At 46.3% G+C, this 16,943-nt stretch carries 14 protein-coding genes; 9 read left to right on the top strand and 5 right to left on the bottom strand.

Annotated features, from left to right (window positions below; genetic code table 11):
- Nucleotides 1-10: 10 nt before the first annotated feature.
- Complete coding sequence (locus RT717_RS24380; protein ID WP_317488947.1) at nucleotides 11-721, top strand: TapB family protein; 711 nt, start codon at nucleotides 11-13, stop codon at nucleotides 719-721.
- Between the two features lie 81 nt (nucleotides 722-802).
- Nucleotides 803-2,080: an NRAMP family divalent metal transporter gene (locus RT717_RS24375; RefSeq protein WP_317488946.1), complete on the top strand. Its 1,278-nt coding sequence runs from the start codon at nucleotides 803-805 to the stop codon at nucleotides 2,078-2,080.
- 134 nt (nucleotides 2,081-2,214) lie between these two features.
- Here RT717_RS24375 and RT717_RS24370 read toward each other — a convergent pair whose 3' ends face one another.
- Complete coding sequence (locus RT717_RS24370; protein WP_317488945.1) at nucleotides 2,215-3,498, bottom strand: metal-dependent hydrolase family protein; 1,284 nt, start codon at nucleotides 3,496-3,498, stop codon at nucleotides 2,215-2,217.
- Nucleotides 3,499-3,576: 78 nt separating this feature from the next.
- Between RT717_RS24370 and yjjX the strand changes: the two genes are divergently transcribed.
- Nucleotides 3,577-4,128, top strand: coding sequence for an inosine/xanthosine triphosphatase (gene yjjX / locus RT717_RS24365; RefSeq protein ID WP_317488944.1), 552 nt, complete (start codon nucleotides 3,577-3,579; stop codon nucleotides 4,126-4,128).
- Here the strand turns inward: yjjX and RT717_RS24360 are convergent.
- The 3 genes from RT717_RS24360 to RT717_RS24350 all read right to left on the bottom strand — a co-directional run bounded on the left by RT717_RS24360 (nucleotide 4,125) and on the right by RT717_RS24350 (nucleotide 6,297).
- Nucleotides 4,125-4,592, bottom strand: a complete 468-nt coding sequence (locus RT717_RS24360) for a hypothetical protein (protein ID WP_317488943.1) — start codon at nucleotides 4,590-4,592, stop codon at nucleotides 4,125-4,127. The two genes, yjjX and RT717_RS24360, sit on opposite strands and share 4 nt — an antisense overlap.
- A gap of 18 nt (nucleotides 4,593-4,610) precedes the next feature.
- Nucleotides 4,611-5,402: a S1/P1 nuclease gene (locus RT717_RS24355; RefSeq protein WP_317488942.1), complete on the bottom strand. Its 792-nt coding sequence runs from the start codon at nucleotides 5,400-5,402 to the stop codon at nucleotides 4,611-4,613.
- Between the two features lie 262 nt (nucleotides 5,403-5,664).
- Nucleotides 5,665-6,297: a cytochrome c oxidase subunit 3 gene (locus RT717_RS24350; RefSeq protein WP_317488941.1), complete on the bottom strand. Its 633-nt coding sequence runs from the start codon at nucleotides 6,295-6,297 to the stop codon at nucleotides 5,665-5,667.
- A 151-nt stretch (nucleotides 6,298-6,448) separates the two neighbouring features.
- Between RT717_RS24350 and mfd the strand changes: the two genes are divergently transcribed.
- Entirely contained in the window at nucleotides 6,449-9,823 is a 3,375-nt protein-coding gene (gene mfd, locus RT717_RS24345) for a transcription-repair coupling factor (RefSeq protein WP_317488940.1), read from the top strand.
- A gap of 150 nt (nucleotides 9,824-9,973) precedes the next feature.
- Entirely contained in the window at nucleotides 9,974-11,176 is a 1,203-nt protein-coding gene (gene gldJ / locus RT717_RS24340) for a gliding motility lipoprotein GldJ (RefSeq protein WP_152001412.1), read from the top strand.
- A 50-nt stretch (nucleotides 11,177-11,226) separates the two neighbouring features.
- Here gldJ and RT717_RS24335 read toward each other — a convergent pair whose 3' ends face one another.
- Nucleotides 11,227-11,928, bottom strand: coding sequence for a ComF family protein (locus RT717_RS24335; protein WP_317488939.1), 702 nt, complete (start codon nucleotides 11,926-11,928; stop codon nucleotides 11,227-11,229).
- 107 nt (nucleotides 11,929-12,035) lie between these two features.
- Between RT717_RS24335 and RT717_RS24330 the strand changes: the two genes are divergently transcribed.
- The 4 genes from RT717_RS24330 (at nucleotide 12,036) to RT717_RS24315 (ending at nucleotide 16,941) form a co-directional block, all read left to right on the top strand.
- The gene (locus tag RT717_RS24330; protein WP_317492381.1) at nucleotides 12,036-12,389 is read left to right on the top strand and encodes a carboxymuconolactone decarboxylase family protein; all 354 of its coding nucleotides are present in this window, start codon (nucleotides 12,036-12,038) and stop codon (nucleotides 12,387-12,389) included.
- Nucleotides 12,382-12,735 (top strand): hypothetical protein, encoded by a 354-nt coding sequence (locus tag RT717_RS24325; RefSeq protein WP_317488938.1) that lies wholly within the window; start codon nucleotides 12,382-12,384, stop codon nucleotides 12,733-12,735. Before RT717_RS24330 ends, RT717_RS24325 begins: the two co-directional genes overlap by 8 nt.
- The gene (locus tag RT717_RS24320) at nucleotides 12,735-13,499 is read left to right on the top strand and encodes an exodeoxyribonuclease III (protein WP_317488937.1); all 765 of its coding nucleotides are present in this window, start codon (nucleotides 12,735-12,737) and stop codon (nucleotides 13,497-13,499) included. The genes RT717_RS24325 and RT717_RS24320 overlap by 1 nt, the downstream gene beginning before the upstream one ends.
- A gap of 118 nt (nucleotides 13,500-13,617) precedes the next feature.
- The gene (locus RT717_RS24315; RefSeq protein WP_317488936.1) at nucleotides 13,618-16,941 is read left to right on the top strand and encodes a DUF4175 family protein; all 3,324 of its coding nucleotides are present in this window, start codon (nucleotides 13,618-13,620) and stop codon (nucleotides 16,939-16,941) included.
- Nucleotides 16,942-16,943 lie beyond the last annotated feature (2 nt).

Genomic DNA, 16,943 nt, shown 5'->3' with positions numbered 1-16,943 from the left:
TACTTTTCCCATGCAACTACTCAAATCATTTTTCGCAGTCGGCCTTCTTATTTTTTCTCATCAGGCATTTAGCCAGTGCAATCCCTATTTCAACTATAATGAGGGGGCGGTGATAGAACGAACTTATTTCAACAAAAAAGGGAAAGAAGTCTCTCAGGACAAGACAGAGATTTTATCGGTGACCGGCTCGGGCAACAACCAAACCATCAAGGCCCGGGTAACCATGTACGACAAAAAGAAAGAGCTGAGCAACAGCGAAATCGAGATGATTTGTGAAGACGGCGTCTTCAAAATGGACATGAGGAACTTTATGCCGCAGGGAATGGAGGGCATGGAAGATGTTCAGATTGTATTTGAGGGTGACCAGCTGACCATTCCGTCAGACCTGAAGGCGGGCCAGTCGCTGAAAGACCTGAATTTTGTGGTGAAGATTGTCTCTGACAACCCCGCCATGAAAGCAATGGCCACCAATACCAACGTGTCGATCAAGAACCGGAAAGTGGTAGGCAAAGAGAAAATAACCACAGCCGCCGGCACCTACGATTGCTTTAAAATGACCTACGACTCGGAGTCTACCGTGTCTATCATGGGCATGAAAAGAACGATGAACTCGTCCAGCGTTGAGTACCTAAGCGAGGGTGCGGGAATGGTGAAAAGTGAGTCGTACGATGAAAAAGGTCAGCTGAATAGCTATGTGGAGTTGAGTTCGTTTAAAAAGTAAGAAGTTCCCGCATCTCATCAATCAGATTTATAAATAGATCGGTATGCTATATATTAGGGCTGACCTATTCATACCTTTCTTTTGAAAAAGAAGCTCCTTAACATTCTCTTCTGGTCGGTCATCTCTGCCGCCTTCATCGGCCCGGGAACCATTACCACGGCATCGTTAGCTGGTGCCTCTCATGGGGTGTCTTTACTCTGGGCTTTGCTCTTTTCTACCCTGGCCTGCATGGTACTGCAGGAAGGAGCCGCCCGCATCACCATTGCGTCAGGACTCACCATAGGGGAAGCGGTCGAACTCACCTTTGGTAACCAACCCTGGATGAAGTGGTTGCTGGGAGGAGCCGTGATTTTCGGGTGTGCTGCCTACGAAGCCGGAAATATTGTCGGAGCCATTTCGGGAGCGGGCCTGTTGTTTTCTCTGCCACCGTGGGTTTTTACATTGGCCATTACCGGTATTGCCGCCGTTCTTTTGTGGGGAGGCTCTGCGGGTTCCATAGCCAGGTCGGTGGGCATGCTGGTAGCAGTAATGGGCGTGGCCTTTCTGTATACTTCCTTTTTCATTAACGAATCTCTGCTAGCCATCACCAAAGGCCTTTTTATTCCACAAATTCCCGCCGACGATATTTTGCTGGTCATTGGCCTGGTAGGTACCACTATTGTGCCGTACAACCTGTTTCTAGGCTCTGGTCTGGGCAAGGGCCAGCAATTGGGCGAAATGAGATTGGGCCTCATCATTGCCATTGGGCTGGGTGGCATTGTCTCCATGGCGGTGCTGCTCTCCGGCACGCTGTCGTCTCTTCCCTTTTCCTTCGAAGAAATGGCATCAGTCTTAGAAAAAGCAGTCGGTCTTCCGGGCAAATATCTGTTTGCCCTTGGTCTGTTCGCCGCTGGTTTCACCAGCACTATCACGGCACCGCTGGCCTCCACTATTACCGCACAAAGCATTTGGGGGAAGGGAGAAAAAAACTGGGAGGGCACCGGAACATACTATAGACTCGTGTGGGGCGCCATACTGATCGTTGGCCTGGTGTTTGGCCTGCTCGGCTTACGCCCCGTACCCGTTATCCTGCTGGCTCAGGCCATCAACGGCGTATTACTTCCGGTGGCAGCTACAGGGCTCCTGCTGGTGCTTAACAATACCAGGCTCATGGTCAGCCATATCAACGGCCCTTTTTCCAACTTCGCAGGGCTGCTCATCGTTGGTGTTACGCTGTTCCTCGGCATTCATCAAGTGGCCAGGGCAATTTTTATGGCTATCGGCTACCAGGGCAGCTTCGATAGTCCTTACTTTGTAACGATTTCCCTGCTGGCACTTTTGCCACTTATTTGGCTGGGAATTCGTATTTTCAAACGATAGAATCGTTAAGCAAAGTTGTCGCTATGCACTATTTAATCCAATGAAAATTCACTGCTCTTCTGTGGAACCGGTCTAGGGAATAAAGGAGTACCCGCCATGAGTACTCTGTTCTAAACGATATTGGAGCGCAGCGCCTATTTTTCCACCACTACTTTCCCGGCCTGAACCACAAGCTTCACTTTCCTCAGGTCTCTGATGTTTTTAGACGGATCACCTTCGACAGCAACAAGGTCTGCCACAAGGCCGTTTTCTATTTTTCCGACCTTATCGCTTATGCCAAACACCCTGGCATTTACCGAAGTAGCTGACTGCAGGCAGGCCAGGGCGCTCATACCATATTCGTTCATCAGCTCAAGCTCATACACATTGTTGCCATGTGAGAAAACACCCACATCACCACCAAAAAGTATATCGATACCTGATGTAAGCGCCAAAGTCATTGAAGCCTTCTTTTTCTCGATTCTGTCGGTATCTGCATCCGTTCCTTTCTTCCAGCCACCGTAGGAGGCAATGGCCTCAACGGCCCCCAAAGTAGGGCAAAGAGCCACGCCATGTTCCTTCATCAGCTTCGCAATTTCCTCGTCAAGGTCATCCCCGTGCTCTATCGTTTTTACACCCGCCAGAATCGCTCTCCTCATGCCTTCTTTGGTGGATGCGTGTGCTACTACTTGTCTGTCGCTGCTTTCGGCCACTTCTACTATCAGCTTCAACTCGCCTAGGGTAAAAGTAGGGGCAGCTGTCTTGTTCAATCCCCATCTGTAGTCGGCGTACACTTTGATCAGATCAGCGCCCTTGCCAATCTGATCCCGCACCACCTTTATCAAATCGTCGTGGCCATCGGCAGTTTCTGCGCCAAGCGGCACAGCTACTCCATCGTGAAAGCCTTTGGGGCCATAACTACCCGTGGCTACAATCGCCGGGCCAGCCACCAATAAAGTTGGTCCCTGAATAACGTCTTTTTCCAATGCCGTTCTCAAGCCAACATCGGCATAGCCAGCCCCTTCACTGCCCAAATCCCGCATGGTGGTGATGCCCGCCTCCAGCGATTTTCGAAGGTGCACCGTACCTCGGGCTACCCTTTCGGCTGTTGATTCTTTCAGCACCTGGTCGTTCCAGGAAACTTCATTGTATGGATGCAACAAAACATGGGAATGTCCCTCTATCAAACCCGGAAGCAAGGTTTGGCCTGGTAGTGTCATGGTTTTTGTGTTCTTTCCTACTTTTGCGCCACTTTCCGGCCCTACATAGGCCACCTTGCCGTCTTCCAAAAGCACTACCGTTCCGGTCGCCAACATTTTTTCACCGTCAAAAACCCGGTCTGGCTTGAGCAGCAAAGACTGAGCATGCGAAATACGTGCGTTGAGGCAAAGGACTGCCAACAAATAAAAAACGACTTTGAAGTATTTTTGGAGCAACATCTGAGATTGGGCTTAGTAAGTTTTTCGTCCAATATTGCAATCCGTTTGGTAAAAAGGAAAGATTAGGAGCCGACAATAATGAGTATAATTACCACCATGGAGAAAACAGTGATTATCGGTAGCCGAAACCCGGTGAAAGTGCAGTGCGTAAAAAACGCCTTCGAAAAAGTATTCCCCGGAGAGGTTTTTAGCTTTGAGGGAGTAGATGCGGCCTCAAATGTTACTGACCAACCCATGACAGATGAAGAAACCTATCGGGGAGCATTTAACAGAGCTACGAATGCAAAGACCGGCCGCCCCGACGGACAATATTGGGTGGGCATAGAAGGCGGTATTTCAGATACTAATGGCCTCATGGAGGCGTTTGCCTGGATGGTCATTCTTTCACCTGACCATTCTTCGAGGGCACGAACAGCCACTTTTTTACTGCCAGGCAAGGTAGCGCAGCTTGTTCGGCAAGGCGTAGAACTCGGGGTGGCCGACGACCAGGTTTTTGGCAGAAGCAATTCGAAGCAAAAAGATGGAGCAGTGGGCTTGCTTACCCATGGGCAAATCGACAGAACGCAGTATTATGCTCACGCCATGACTTTGGCTCTGGTGCCGTTTATCAACAACGAGCTTTTCCGCTAGTCAAAAGCTTCCTCACTCAACAGCTTCATTATCAAAGCCACGTTTTTTTCACTCCCTGCCTTTTCCAGCAGCTTTTTCAACTCTGCCTCTTTTTTCTCCACACCAGCCAGCGAAACTATTTGCTTTACCTCTGCTTCCGAGTAGACTTCACCCATCACCTTACGGAGGTCTTTTTGCTCGGGCAAGCCAAATAGCTCTATTTCATCGATAGCTGAAAGCACTACCTCTCTCCCGAGGTTCTTGCATGACTCTAACGGATGATAGGTGGAAGGTGCGTCCCGGAGTGCCCAGCTGCTGTAGTCAATTTTGAGGTCGTGGATTTGCTTGATCTTTGGATCACTGGCCCCAAATGTTCTCGAAAACAAGGAAACGGCAGAGGCCTTCCATGCTTCCAAATCGAACTCCTTCTCGTTGAGCTTGCCTTCCAGTTTTTTGAAGACGGCTATCAGCTTCTTTTTATCCATACATTAAGGTACAACCAATTACCCATAAATCTCATTCAGCAGGCCCGCTAATCGCACGCCCGCCTGCACCAGCCTCAATTTTACTGCATCAATATTATCAAAGTTGTATCGATAAGAAAGCGACAAGTCCTCGGGCAAGTTATAAACCTGCTCTCTCAGGCCCATCGATTCGTAGGCCCAGTCTGTCGTTACATTTTTTTGCCACGCAGCCACCGTTGCCTTGTCTTCGGTATCTACCCAGTCGGCAAACTCAGTATAGCTTAGCTGCTGACCATCAATCATGTCGCTGTCCCACACCCTGTGCAAATTGGAGCTTTCCCAAAAGTACTTCAGCTTCACATCGTTGCCGCCCCGGTCGTTTCCATTGCCCACGTGCAGTGGCTGGTGAATATCGCCCACCAGATGCGCCAGCATCTTTATGGCAAAAGCCTCGTCTCTATCTGTAAATTGCTTGCTTTTCAACTCGGACTTAAGTCTTTCTATAGTGGCTATCACGTCGCCCTCTGACGGAGTGCCAGCCTGCTCATAGGCTTGACCATCGGGAATCGTGCAGTAATGCCAGGGGTCCATGTGCTTATAAGTTGGATCGGATTTAATAAAATCCATATAGTTGCTCACTATGGCCAGGCTCTCTCCTCCAAGTATCTTCCCGATGTTGGCTTTTGCTTTTTTGGTGAGATGACGCTCCGCCACCAGACCCACCACCCTGTGGCCTGTTTGACCCCACAGCACATTCGATGTCGTATTGACTGCCTGAGCAGAAAAGGTGAGCATCAGGAGAACAGTGAGAGGAAGCATTATTCTTTTCATGGTATCGGTTGTTAAACTTCACAAAAATAGAAACAAGCACCTATAGGATGTCAGGGGCTGGAAAAAATTACTGTTAAAAAAGAAAGGGCATGCCCTAAAGGTACATGCCCAATCACCAACCTAACCTATCTATGAAACCACTATGGAATTGTGATTCAGTATTATTAACAAATATCTGCGTATTTAGTTCTCGCAATGGCTCAGCCACCGGCCACAGATATGTCCGTTTCATCGTTTCAACATTTGTGCCAAAAACACTCTTTCAAAGAAAAAACAAGAAAAACAGGAAAAGAAACATCCAAAGACCATCCATGAAATGCCAGTAGGTTACCAACAAGTTGAGTTGAAGCTTTCGAAACGAGTTAGTGAAATACACCAGCGAGTGAACCGGGTTGCTTGATTTCCTGATCAGCAGGATGTAGCAATACGCCAGATAAATGATGCCTGCGCTCATGTGCAAGATGTGAAGGCCAGAAAGGGCATATAAATAGACAATGGCTCCTCTCACGGCATTGCTGGCTTCCTGATTCATCAGCTCATTCCACCCAAAAAACTGCGAGAACGAAAAAGCAAAGGCAAGCGCAAGAGTGAACAGCAGCGACTTCCTTAGCTCTTTGGTTTTCTCTTTTTCAAAATATTCCACGGCCCGGCTAATGGTGAAGCTGGATCCAAGTAAAATGAGTGTGCTAATTATAAAAGCTTTCGGAAACTCTATTTTGGCTGATTTATCAACCAAGGTTCCCGAGGCTGTATACACCATTAGCAGAAAAAAGAATATCAAAATACTGCCGAAAATACCTATCAGCAACAGCATTTTGTAGGGGTGCATTTTCTCCAGCTCGTTGAGCGGGAATGAACTGGTCGGTGCTTTTGTTTTCTTATAGGAATTTGCCATGCTAGCGCCGTAATTTGTAATTAAACATTTTGTTTGAGCCTTGGTTCAACAATTTGCTATGAATAATCATAAAATGATTTTCTGTTATTCGTTATATAACGCTCCATCACCATAATATCCGTACTTTTGCCCACCAAAAAATGTTCTTAAGTTGAAAGTTTCCGACTTCCTATCAATTTATAAGCAAGATAGTTTTGTGAAAACCCTGGCCGAGAGCTTCAAGGCCAAAGGTGGGGGAGCATTTCAGGTGAAGGGGCTCGTTGGAAGTCTCGATGCCGTTGTGCCTGCAGCTGTTTTTTCTATGGACAGGCAATGCCATGTGTTTGTTATGCATGAAAAAGAGGAAGCTGCTTACTTTTTCAACGACATGCAGAACTTGTTTGGTGAAAGGGAAGTCTTGTTTTTCCCCACTTCCTATAAGCGACCTTACCAGTTTGACGAGACCGAAAATGCCAACATCCTTCTGCGGGCCGACGTATTGAACAAACTCAACCACAGAAGTGGCAAGGGTGAAATAATAGTTACCTATCCGGAAGCACTGACAGAAAAGGTGATCAATAGGCGGGCACTGACAGAAAATACGTTTAATGCCAAGGTGGGCGATAAGGTCGATGTGGAGTTCATCGCCGAACTGCTCATGACCTACGACTTTGAGCGAACCGACTTTGTGTATGAAGCGGGTCAGTACGCAGTAAGAGGTGGTATTATCGATATATATTCCTATGCTGGAGAGCTGCCCTATCGCATGGAGCTTTTTGGGGACGAAATAGAAAGCATCAGGACTTTCGACCCAAATACCCAACTATCGCAGGACGCCGTAAACTCCATCAGCATCATTCCCAATGTGCAAACCAGGCTTTTGCAGGAAAAAAGGCAGTCGTTTCTGGAGTTTGTACCAAAAGAAACCCGTTTCTGGATAAAGGATCTGCAACTACTCTACGATCAGCTCGACAGTTACTTCACCAAGGCTTCTGCAAGCTTTGACGTGCTGATGAAGGAAAGCGGCAACACGAAAATCGTGCTGGAGCCCGCCGACCTGTTCGAAAATGCTGCGACCATCAAGTCACACATTTTCTCTTTCCCGATGATTGAGTTTGGCAGCCGGTTCTATCTGGAAAATGCTACGACCTTCCAATATGAAGCGGAGCCCCAACCACCATTTCACAAGAACTTCGAAATGATGGTGGAGAACCTCAACCAACGCCAATTGCAGGGATATAACCTGTTCATCGCCGCCGAGTCGGAAAAACAAATCGAGCGCCTGGACACAATTTTTCAGGAACTGGATCCCACTATGCGGTTCGAAGGTTTTTTGGCAGGGCTTCGGGAAGGCTTTGTCGACAAGCAGATAAAATTGCTTTGCTACACGGATCACCAGCTTTTTGATCGCTTTCACAAATACAAAACCAGGGAAAAGCATAGCAAGTCAAAGGCCCTCACAATCAAAGAACTCAAGTCGCTGCAGCCTGGAGACTACGTAGTGCATATCGACTACGGGGTAGGCCGATTTGCCGGACTGGATACCGTGGATGTAGGCGGAAAGAAACAGGAAGCGCTTCGGATTGTGTATCGGGACAATGACCTGCTGTACGTAAGTGTGCATTCTCTGCATAAAATTTCCCGGTATGCCGGCAAGGAAGGGCAACCGCCGCCGATCAACAAGCTCGGCACTCAGGATTGGGACATCAAGAAAAAGAAAGTAAAGAAGCGGGTAAAAGACATTGCCAAAGACCTGATCAGCCTTTACGCCAAGAGAAAGGCGACGCCCGGTTATGCTTTCCCACCCGACAACTTTCTTCAGGCCGAACTTGAGTCATCCTTCATTTATCAAGACACACCTGACCAGGCGCTGGCTACTGCCGACGTAAAAAAAGACATGGAGCAGCCTCACCCGATGGACAGACTGGTATGCGGCGATGTTGGTTTTGGCAAAACTGAGGTAGCCATTCGTGCAGCTTTTAAAACGGCGAGCAACGGAAAGCAAGTGGCGGTGCTGGTGCCAACCACCATTCTGGCCATGCAGCACTACCGCACGTTCAAAGAAAGGCTTGCCAATTTTCCACTAGACATAGAATACATCAACCGGTTCCGCACCACGAAGGAGATAAAAGACATTCTTCAAAGAGTGAAGGAGGGTAAAATTGACATTCTCATAGGCACCCATCGCATTGTGAACAAAGATGTAGAGTTCAAAGACCTGGGACTACTGGTTATTGATGAAGAGCAGAAGTTTGGGGTGAAAATTAAGGAAAAGCTCAAGGAATCGAAGGTGAATGTAGACAGCCTCACTTTGACTGCAACCCCGATACCGAGAACGCTTCATTTCTCCATGATGGGGGCACGGGACTTAAGCATTATTGCCACACCACCACCTAACAGACAACCCGTTACCACCGAGCTGCACGAATTCAACGAAAGTGTAATCAGAGACGCCATCAGCTTCGAGCTGAGACGAGGCGGCCAGGTATTCTTTGTGCACAACAGGGTCAGCGACATTGACCAGATAGCCAGTATCGTTTTGAGGCTGGTGCCAGACGCACGAATAGGCATTGCTCATGGGCAAATGGATGGGCCTAAGCTGGAAAAAGTAATGATGCGGTTTATCGAGGGTGAGTTCGACGTGCTGGTGTCAACTAATATCATTGAAAGTGGCCTTGATATCCCCAATGCCAATACCATCATCATCAACCGGGCACACATGTTTGGCCTTTCTGACCTGCACCAAATGAGAGGGCGGGTAGGCCGATCGAACAAAAAAGCCTTCTGCCTGCTGCTTTCTGGCGCATCGTCGGGCCTGACAGCTGAAGCCCGTAAGAGGCTGGTCACGCTTGAAGAATTTTCCGAATTGGGCGACGGCTTCAAAGTAGCCATGAGAGACCTGGATATCCGTGGAGCTGGAGACCTGCTGGGTGGCGAGCAAAGCGGCTTTATCTCTGACCTTGGTTTTGAAATGTATCACAAGATCCTCGACGAAACCATTCAGGAGCTCAAAATTGAGGACTACAGCGACCTATTTGCTGAAGACATCAAAAAAGCCGTTGAGGCTGTAGCCACCGATTGCGTGATAGAAACTGACCTCGAAATTCTTATTCCGGAGTCCTACGTCAACAATATTTCGGAGCGGCTAAGCTTGTACTCCCACCTCGACAGCATTGAGGCGGAGGAAGAGTTGGCGAAATTCAGCGCTGATGTTAAAGACCGTTTCGGGCCGATTCCCGAAGAGGTGGAAGAGCTTATAAAAACCGTACGACTTCGCTGGCTGGCCAAAAAAGCAGGTATTGAAAAGCTTATACTGAAGGTTGAGGTGCTGAAATGCTATTTTGTTTCTGGTGAAAATGAAGCCTATTTCAAGTCACCTACCTTTGGCAAAGTATTGGAATATGTACAAAAGAATCCGAAAATCAGCCGGATGAGGGAGCACAAAGGCCGACTCATTCTGAACCTTGAGCAGGTCAAGTCAGTAGACCATGCAATCGGTTATCTTAAAAAAATGCTGCAGGAAAATGAGGCTGCAGTAGCACAATAAAACGTCTGTTAGAGACATTATTTAGATAAATCCCTATATTGTCCTCTCTTTTTTTGAAAAAAACTTATTATAATTGAAATTTGTAGTCGATCGTTATTAAATATGCCCGATCTAGGCTACATTAGCTTTTTAAGTTCAAATAAACAGGTTATGAAAAATTTTGTTAACATCTTATGTACCTCTGCTTTGGCTGTTGGGTTCTCCGCTTTTCTAGGCGGGTGCGGTTCCAGCACGCCAACAAGTAGTAGTCCAGGCAGCCTGAGCTCAGCGACAGGAATGGAGTACAACGAGGAGGGTGGTTTTCAGGTTAGCGACTATGCCGGTCAGCCTGAGGGTCCTAATCTAGTTTTTATAGAAGGAGGTCGTACGGTTCTTGGGTCTTTTGAGGAAGATTTGATGAACAGACACGACAATGTTGAGAGAGCCGTAACAGTTGCTTCATTTTACATGGACGAAACTGAAATCGCCAACATTCACTGGTTGGAGTATCTCTACTACATTCGCCTTGACTCTTCAAGAGAATTTTATGAGTCTTCGCTGCCTGACACAACTGTTTGGGCCAGAGACCTTGCTTACAATGATCCTTATGTAGATCACTACCTTCGTTACCCTGGTTTCAGGTACTATCCTGTTGTAGGTGTTAACTGGAAGCAAGCCAATGACTATTGCAACTGGAGAACCACGGTGGTTAACCTTAAGCTTGCACAAGATGCCGGTCTTGAGGACGTAACACTTGCAGAGTCAGGAAGTGAAAGAATTCCTTTGGAAAGTGGTGTTGTGCTACCTAACTACCGTCTCCCAACCGAGGCCGAGTGGGAATATGCAGCTCAGGCACTTATTGGTGTTCAGTGGCTGGACGAAAACCAAACTCACCGCAGGCTGTATCCCTGGGATGGTCACTCATTGCGTAATCCTTATGGAAAGAAAATGGGTTACTTCCTTGCCAACTTCAAAAGAGGCCGTGGTGACTACGCCGGTATAGCCGGTAAGCTGAACGACGGTGCCATGATCACAACTTATATCTACGATTATCCTCCAAACGAATTTGGTCTTTATAACATGTCAGGTAATGTTAACGAATGGGTATGGGACGTTTACCGCCCGCTTTCGTTCCAGGACTTTGATGACCTGAACCCTGTTCGTCGTGACGGTTACCTTGATGACGAAAAAGGTTATGACACTCAGAACTTCAACTCACTTGTTTCTGACAGAGTGAGAGTTTACAAAGGAGGTTCATGGGCTGACGTAGCTTACTGGATGTCGCCAGGAACCAGAAGATACCTTGAAGAAGATTCTTCAACTTCAACAATCGGTTTCCGTTGTGCGATGATCCGTGCCGGTACCAACTACTAAGAGAAGACAAAATTATCTATATAAGAAAGCTCCGAGATTCGGAGCTTTTTTTATTTGTGAGAGACCGCCAACGCACAAATTCCTATCCCTTCAGCCCCGGCGCTTATCAGCGCTGAAGCACAGGATGAAAGTGTTGATCCGGTGGTAAGCACATCGTCAACAAGCAGCACTTTTTTCCCTTTTACGCTCTCCGGGCTGGTAACACCAAAAATGTTTTCCACATTCTGCCAGCGATCCACCTTTTGCTTCTTGGTTTGCGTGCTGGTGAATTTAGACCGGACAAGTAGCTCGGCATCAACTGGTTTTTGCGTAGCGACAGAAAGTCCTTCTGCAATTGCCATGCTTTGATTGTAGCCTCTGATCCTCAGCTTTCTTTTGTGCAAAGGAACTGGAACAATTATATCAAAAGCCGAAAACCCTGGCTTCTCTGTAAGCTGGTTACCATACCAGGCACCAAGCATAACACCCAACTCACGATTCCCTTTATATTTTAGCTGATGAAGAAGCTTCTGAGTAATGCCCGATTTCTTGAAAGTTAAAAAAGCATCGACGAAGCTAATTTTTGGTTCGTACACAAACTTGTTTGTCAGAAGAGAATCCCGGATAGCTTCATCTACAATGGGCAGCTGATAACGGCAAGCTGTGCACAAATGATCCTCACCCCGAACCAATAACTCACCGCATGAGATACAGTTTTCAGGAAATATCAAAGAAACAAAATCATTCCAAAGTTCATTTGCGATATTTGCCATAGGTAAAATATAGAAAAAATCGCGGACGCAACCACAAACTGTATTCCCCTATTTCAAAAACAGGCCGGAGCATGAGAGTGACTCCTTTAATAACGCAGACAGACCGTATGAGCAAAGTAGACGAATTCAATAACTACAGAGAAAAGATGAATGAGCGTATCCTTTCTTCTGACAACAAGCTTGTTAAAAGAATATTTAACCTCGACACCAATGCCTTCAGTGAGGGGGCCATTGATGTGAAAAACAAAGAAATGCTGGGGCTGGCCTGCTCCATGGTGCTCAGGTGCGATGACTGTGTACGCTATCATTTGGGCAAATGTTATGAGCTCGGCTGCTCCGACAAGGAGATGGACGAGGTGTTTGGCATTGCCACACTTATTGGGGGAACGATAGTAATTCCCCACCTGAGAAGGGCAGTTGAATTTTGGGACGAATTAAAACTAACACCACAAAATGTTTAAAAAAGACCTGGATCTTGAGAGGGAGTGGCAGGCGCTACTTGGCAAACTAGAAAATATGATCGGTAAAAAACCGGCCGATCTCAACTCCGTACTTTTTCTTATCGGAGTACAAGAACTGGGCAAGGGGCGAAGGACATTCACCAAAGAACAAAAGCAGGACTTAATGCACATTGCCATTTGCAAAATACTCAGTTTCTCTGGCTTCTACGCCCTGGAGGGCATAGACGAGGACGGCTGGCCTCACTGGAAGATGATGAAAAAATTACCTCATTTTGACACGGGTGAGCAAGAAAAGCTGCTAAAAATACATGTAATAGAGTATTTTGAAAAAGAAAGTATATTATAATGACTGGAATAATATCATATAATGTAAACGGAATTCGGTCGGCTGTTTCCAAGGGTATAACGCAGTGGCTAAAGGAGAAAGATCCGCAAATCGTTTGTTTTCAGGAACTTAAGGCCCACAAAGAGCAAATTCCCGTTTCGTTGTTCGAAGACCTCGGCTACCACTGCTACTGGTTTCCCGCAGTGAAAAAAGGCTATAGTGGTGTTGCCATTCTATCAAAAACTAAACCCAAACATGTGGAGTACGGGTCCGGCATCGATCAGTCGGACTACGAAGGCCGGGTTATTCGGGCCGACTTCCAGCACTACTCCGTTATGAGCGTTTACGTTCCCTCAGGTTCTTCAGGAGACGAACGACAGGACTACAAAATGCAATGGTTGGGTGAGTTTACTGACTACATAAAAAAAGTAATGGCCGACCATCCCAAACTCATTATTTCCGGCGACTATAATATTTGCCACAAGCCGATCGATATCCACGACCCCGTGTCCAACAAAAATAGTTCTGGCTTTTTGCCGGAGGAACGTGAGTGGCTTAGCGAATTCATAGATACCGGCTTTGTGGATTCCTTCCGCCAATTCAACACAGCGCCTCACCAGTATAGCTGGTGGACGTTCAGGGCCAATGCCAGAGCAAACAACAAGGGGTGGCGGATTGATTACCACCTCGCCACTCAGGAGATGGCAGCAGACTTGATACACGCTGAAATTCTCCCACAAGTGGTTCATTCTGACCATTGCCCCGTTGGACTTAGCATTAAATAACGGTTTTTTGGCTGCTTTCGACAGCGAAAGCAAGTCTATTCAAACAATTTTCCGTTTTTAACTACATTCTTTTCACGATATTCGTTATAACTAGTATCATACCCTTTGCGAATTGCAAATGGATGAAAAGAAGGAGGCCAAAATGAATACAGGAATCGACGCCATCAAGAGGCAACTTCATGATTACAAAAAGAAATACTATACCGACAAGTTGGTTAAAGGTGTTCTCTACTTCCTTCTTGTGGTCCTTTGCCTTTTCTTGACGTTTACCGTATTAGAGTTCAATTTTCGCTTCGGCACGTGGATCAGGGGTTTTTTGTTGTTTTCTTTTGTCATTCTCACCTCTGGCATACTCCTGATCCGGATTATAAAGCCTCTGTGGGAGATCTATTCAGGAGGAAAAAACCTTGATGACGCCGAGGCAGCCCGTCAAATAGGGCAGTTCTTTCCTGAAGTAAAAGACAAACTTCTGAATGTGCTTCAGCTTCAAAAAATTAGCAACCAGGATGAAAGCCTCCTTATAGCCAGTATAGATCAAAAGAGCCATGAGCTCTCAACAATAAAGTTCGTCAATGCAATAAAAATAAATGCGAACCTTAGCTTTTTAAGGTATCTAGCCATTCCCGCCGGCATCACACTTATATTGCTTCTGCTTGTTCCCCAGCTGTTTACGGAAAGTGCCGCCCGAATCATACAATATAACAAGACCTTCACCCCGCCGCCGCCGTTTACCTTCAATCTTTTGAATGAGTCCCTTGATGGTTTTCGTAATGAGGATTTTCAATTGAAGATGAGCATTGAAGGCGATAACATCCCGGAAAATGTGTACCTGGAAAGTAACGGCCGCCGCATCAAGCTAAATGAAAACGCCGAAGGCCTCTTTGAGTTTACCTTTCCGAAAATGTTGGTGAAGACCAATTTCAAGTTCGAAGCGGCAGGATACTCAAGTGCAGAATATCAGATTACACTACACAATCGGCCCCTGCTCAAAAACTTCAACGTGTTTCTTGACTTCCCATCCTATACCGGAAAACAAGATGTTCTTTTGGAAAACATAGGCAACGTGGAAGTGCCGGAAGGAAGCCAAATCAACTGGCAGTTCAGCACAACCGAAGCCGACAGTTTGTGGCTGAAGTTTGATAAGGACGACGAGCCATTTTCATCCCAAATATCTGACAATCAACTATTTGACGTCAAAAAAACATTCTTTAACCCTCAATACTATGAGGTGTTGCTGGCCAACAAATTCAGCAAAAATAAAGACAGGATCAGGTACCGGATCGAAGTGGTGAAAGACAAGGCGCCGGAAATTCACGCAGAAATCTTCCAGGACACCACTCTTTTCAGCTTCATTGTGCTGGGCGGATCAGTGAGCGACGATTATGGCCTTACCAAGCTTGCCATTAAATACCAAACTCAGAATGCCAGGGAAGAGTCCCTGTTCAGCACGCTTCCGCTTCCTCTCGACAAAAAGCAATCGTCGCAGGGTTTTTACTACCAGTGGCGCATCGACAGCATGAATCTCAAGGAAGGCGAAACGCTTGCTTACTACGTGGAGGTGACTGATAATGACGAGGTTAACGGGCATAAATCGACCCGGACAGGTCTGTATTATATGAAGGTTCCGACAAGGAAAGAGTTGAAGGAGTCGTTGGCGAAGGAGGCGCAGGGTGCCGAAAAACAGATTGATAAAAGTCTTGACCAGGCCAAAGAAATTCAGGATCAGATAAAGGAGATTGAGAATCGGCTGAAGACCAAGAAAAAGATGGACTGGCAGGATGAGAAGCTGATACAGGACTTGCTGGACAAAAAAGAGGAGCTTAGTGAAAACATAGAAAAGCTAAAAAACCAAAACAAAGACCTGAATGAGCGTAGAGAACGGTTTTCAGAGAGCAGCCCCAAGTTAAAAGACCAAATGGAGAAGCTTCAGTCGCTCATGGACGAACTGCTGGATGATGAAACTAAAAAACTCTATGACGAGCTGAAAAAACTGCTGGAGGAGAAGTCACAGCTTGGTGAGGTTCAGAAAATGATGAACCAGATAGAAAACAAGGAAGAAAACCTTGAAAAAGAGCTAGAACGGGCGCTGGAGCTTTTCAACAAGATGAAATTTGACTTCAAGCTTGAAGAAATAGTTCAGGATTTGGAAGAAACAAGCAAGAAGCAGGAGGAACTAAGCGAGAAGACTGAGAACTCTGAGAACTCAAAAGAAGATCTCATTAAGGAGCAGGAAGAAATCAAAGAAGAGTTTCAGGAGCTTCAAAAAGACATGGAAGAGTTAAACGAGCTCAACCAGGAGCTCGATAACCCAGAAAGCATGCCGGATTTCAGCGAAGAAAAAGAAGAAGTGGAGAAGAACCAGGAGGAGTCTATTTCAAACCTGGAAGAACAGAAGAGGAAAAAGGCGTCTGACAATCAAAAGAAAAGTGCTCAGCAAATGAAGCAGATGGGTGAGAAGATGCAGCAAATGCAAAGCAACATGGAGATGGAGATGCTTGAGGAAAACCTCGATAACCTCAGAGATATTGTAGATAACCTCGTTAAGCTCTCTTTCAGCCAGGAAAATCTGATGAACAACTTCAAAGAGGTAAACCAAAGTGACCCGAGGTTTCTCGAATTATCTCAGGAGCAATTAAAGATAAAGGACGATGCCATTATCGTTAAAGACAGTCTCCTTGCGCTGGCTAACAGGGTTTTTCAAATTGCCTCGTTTGTAACAAGAGAAGTGGGTGCACTCAATGAATACATGGATCAAAGCCTGGATGCGCTTAAAGACCGGAACAAATCGCTGGCGATCAGCAAGCAGCAGTTCTCAATGACATCGATGAACAACCTGGCTCTATTACTCGACGATGTGCTTCAGCAGATGCAACAGCAAATGGCTGACGCAATGGGCTCACCGCAAAAAGGGAAAAAAGGACAAAAGAAAAACATGCCGGGCCTAAGCGATCTTCAGAGCGAACTGAGCAAGAAAATTAATGATCTCAAAAAAAGCGGAAAAACAGGCAGACAACTATCGGAAGAATTGGCTAAACTTGCTGCCGAGCAGGAAATGATTAGACGAGAGCTCGAAGCAATGCAACAGAAGATGGGCGGCGACAAAGAGGGTGGCCCGGGTGGCTTGCAAGATGCTATCAAAAAAATGGAACAAACCGAAAGAGATCTTGTTAATAAGCGACTAGCCAACATTAGCCAGGAAAGGCAGGAAGACATTGTAACAAGGCTTTTGGAAGCTGAGAACTCTGAAAGAGAAAGAGAGCTCAGTAAGGAAAGAGAAGGGGAGGCCGCACGAGATTTTGAAAGAAAGATCCCAGCAGCTTTTGAAGAATATAAGCAGCTAAAAGAAAAGGAAATTGAGTTGCTTAAAACTGTTCCTCCCAAATTGAACCCTTACTACAAAAAAGAAGTAAATGAGTACTTTAAACGTATTGGCAGCAATTAACC

The sequence above is a fragment of the Imperialibacter roseus genome, assembly GCF_032999765.1.
GTDB lineage: Bacteria > Bacteroidota > Bacteroidia > Cytophagales > Cyclobacteriaceae > Imperialibacter > Imperialibacter roseus.
Note: the sequence above shows the minus strand (reverse complement) of the source record. Positions and strands in the feature narration are given on the sequence as shown.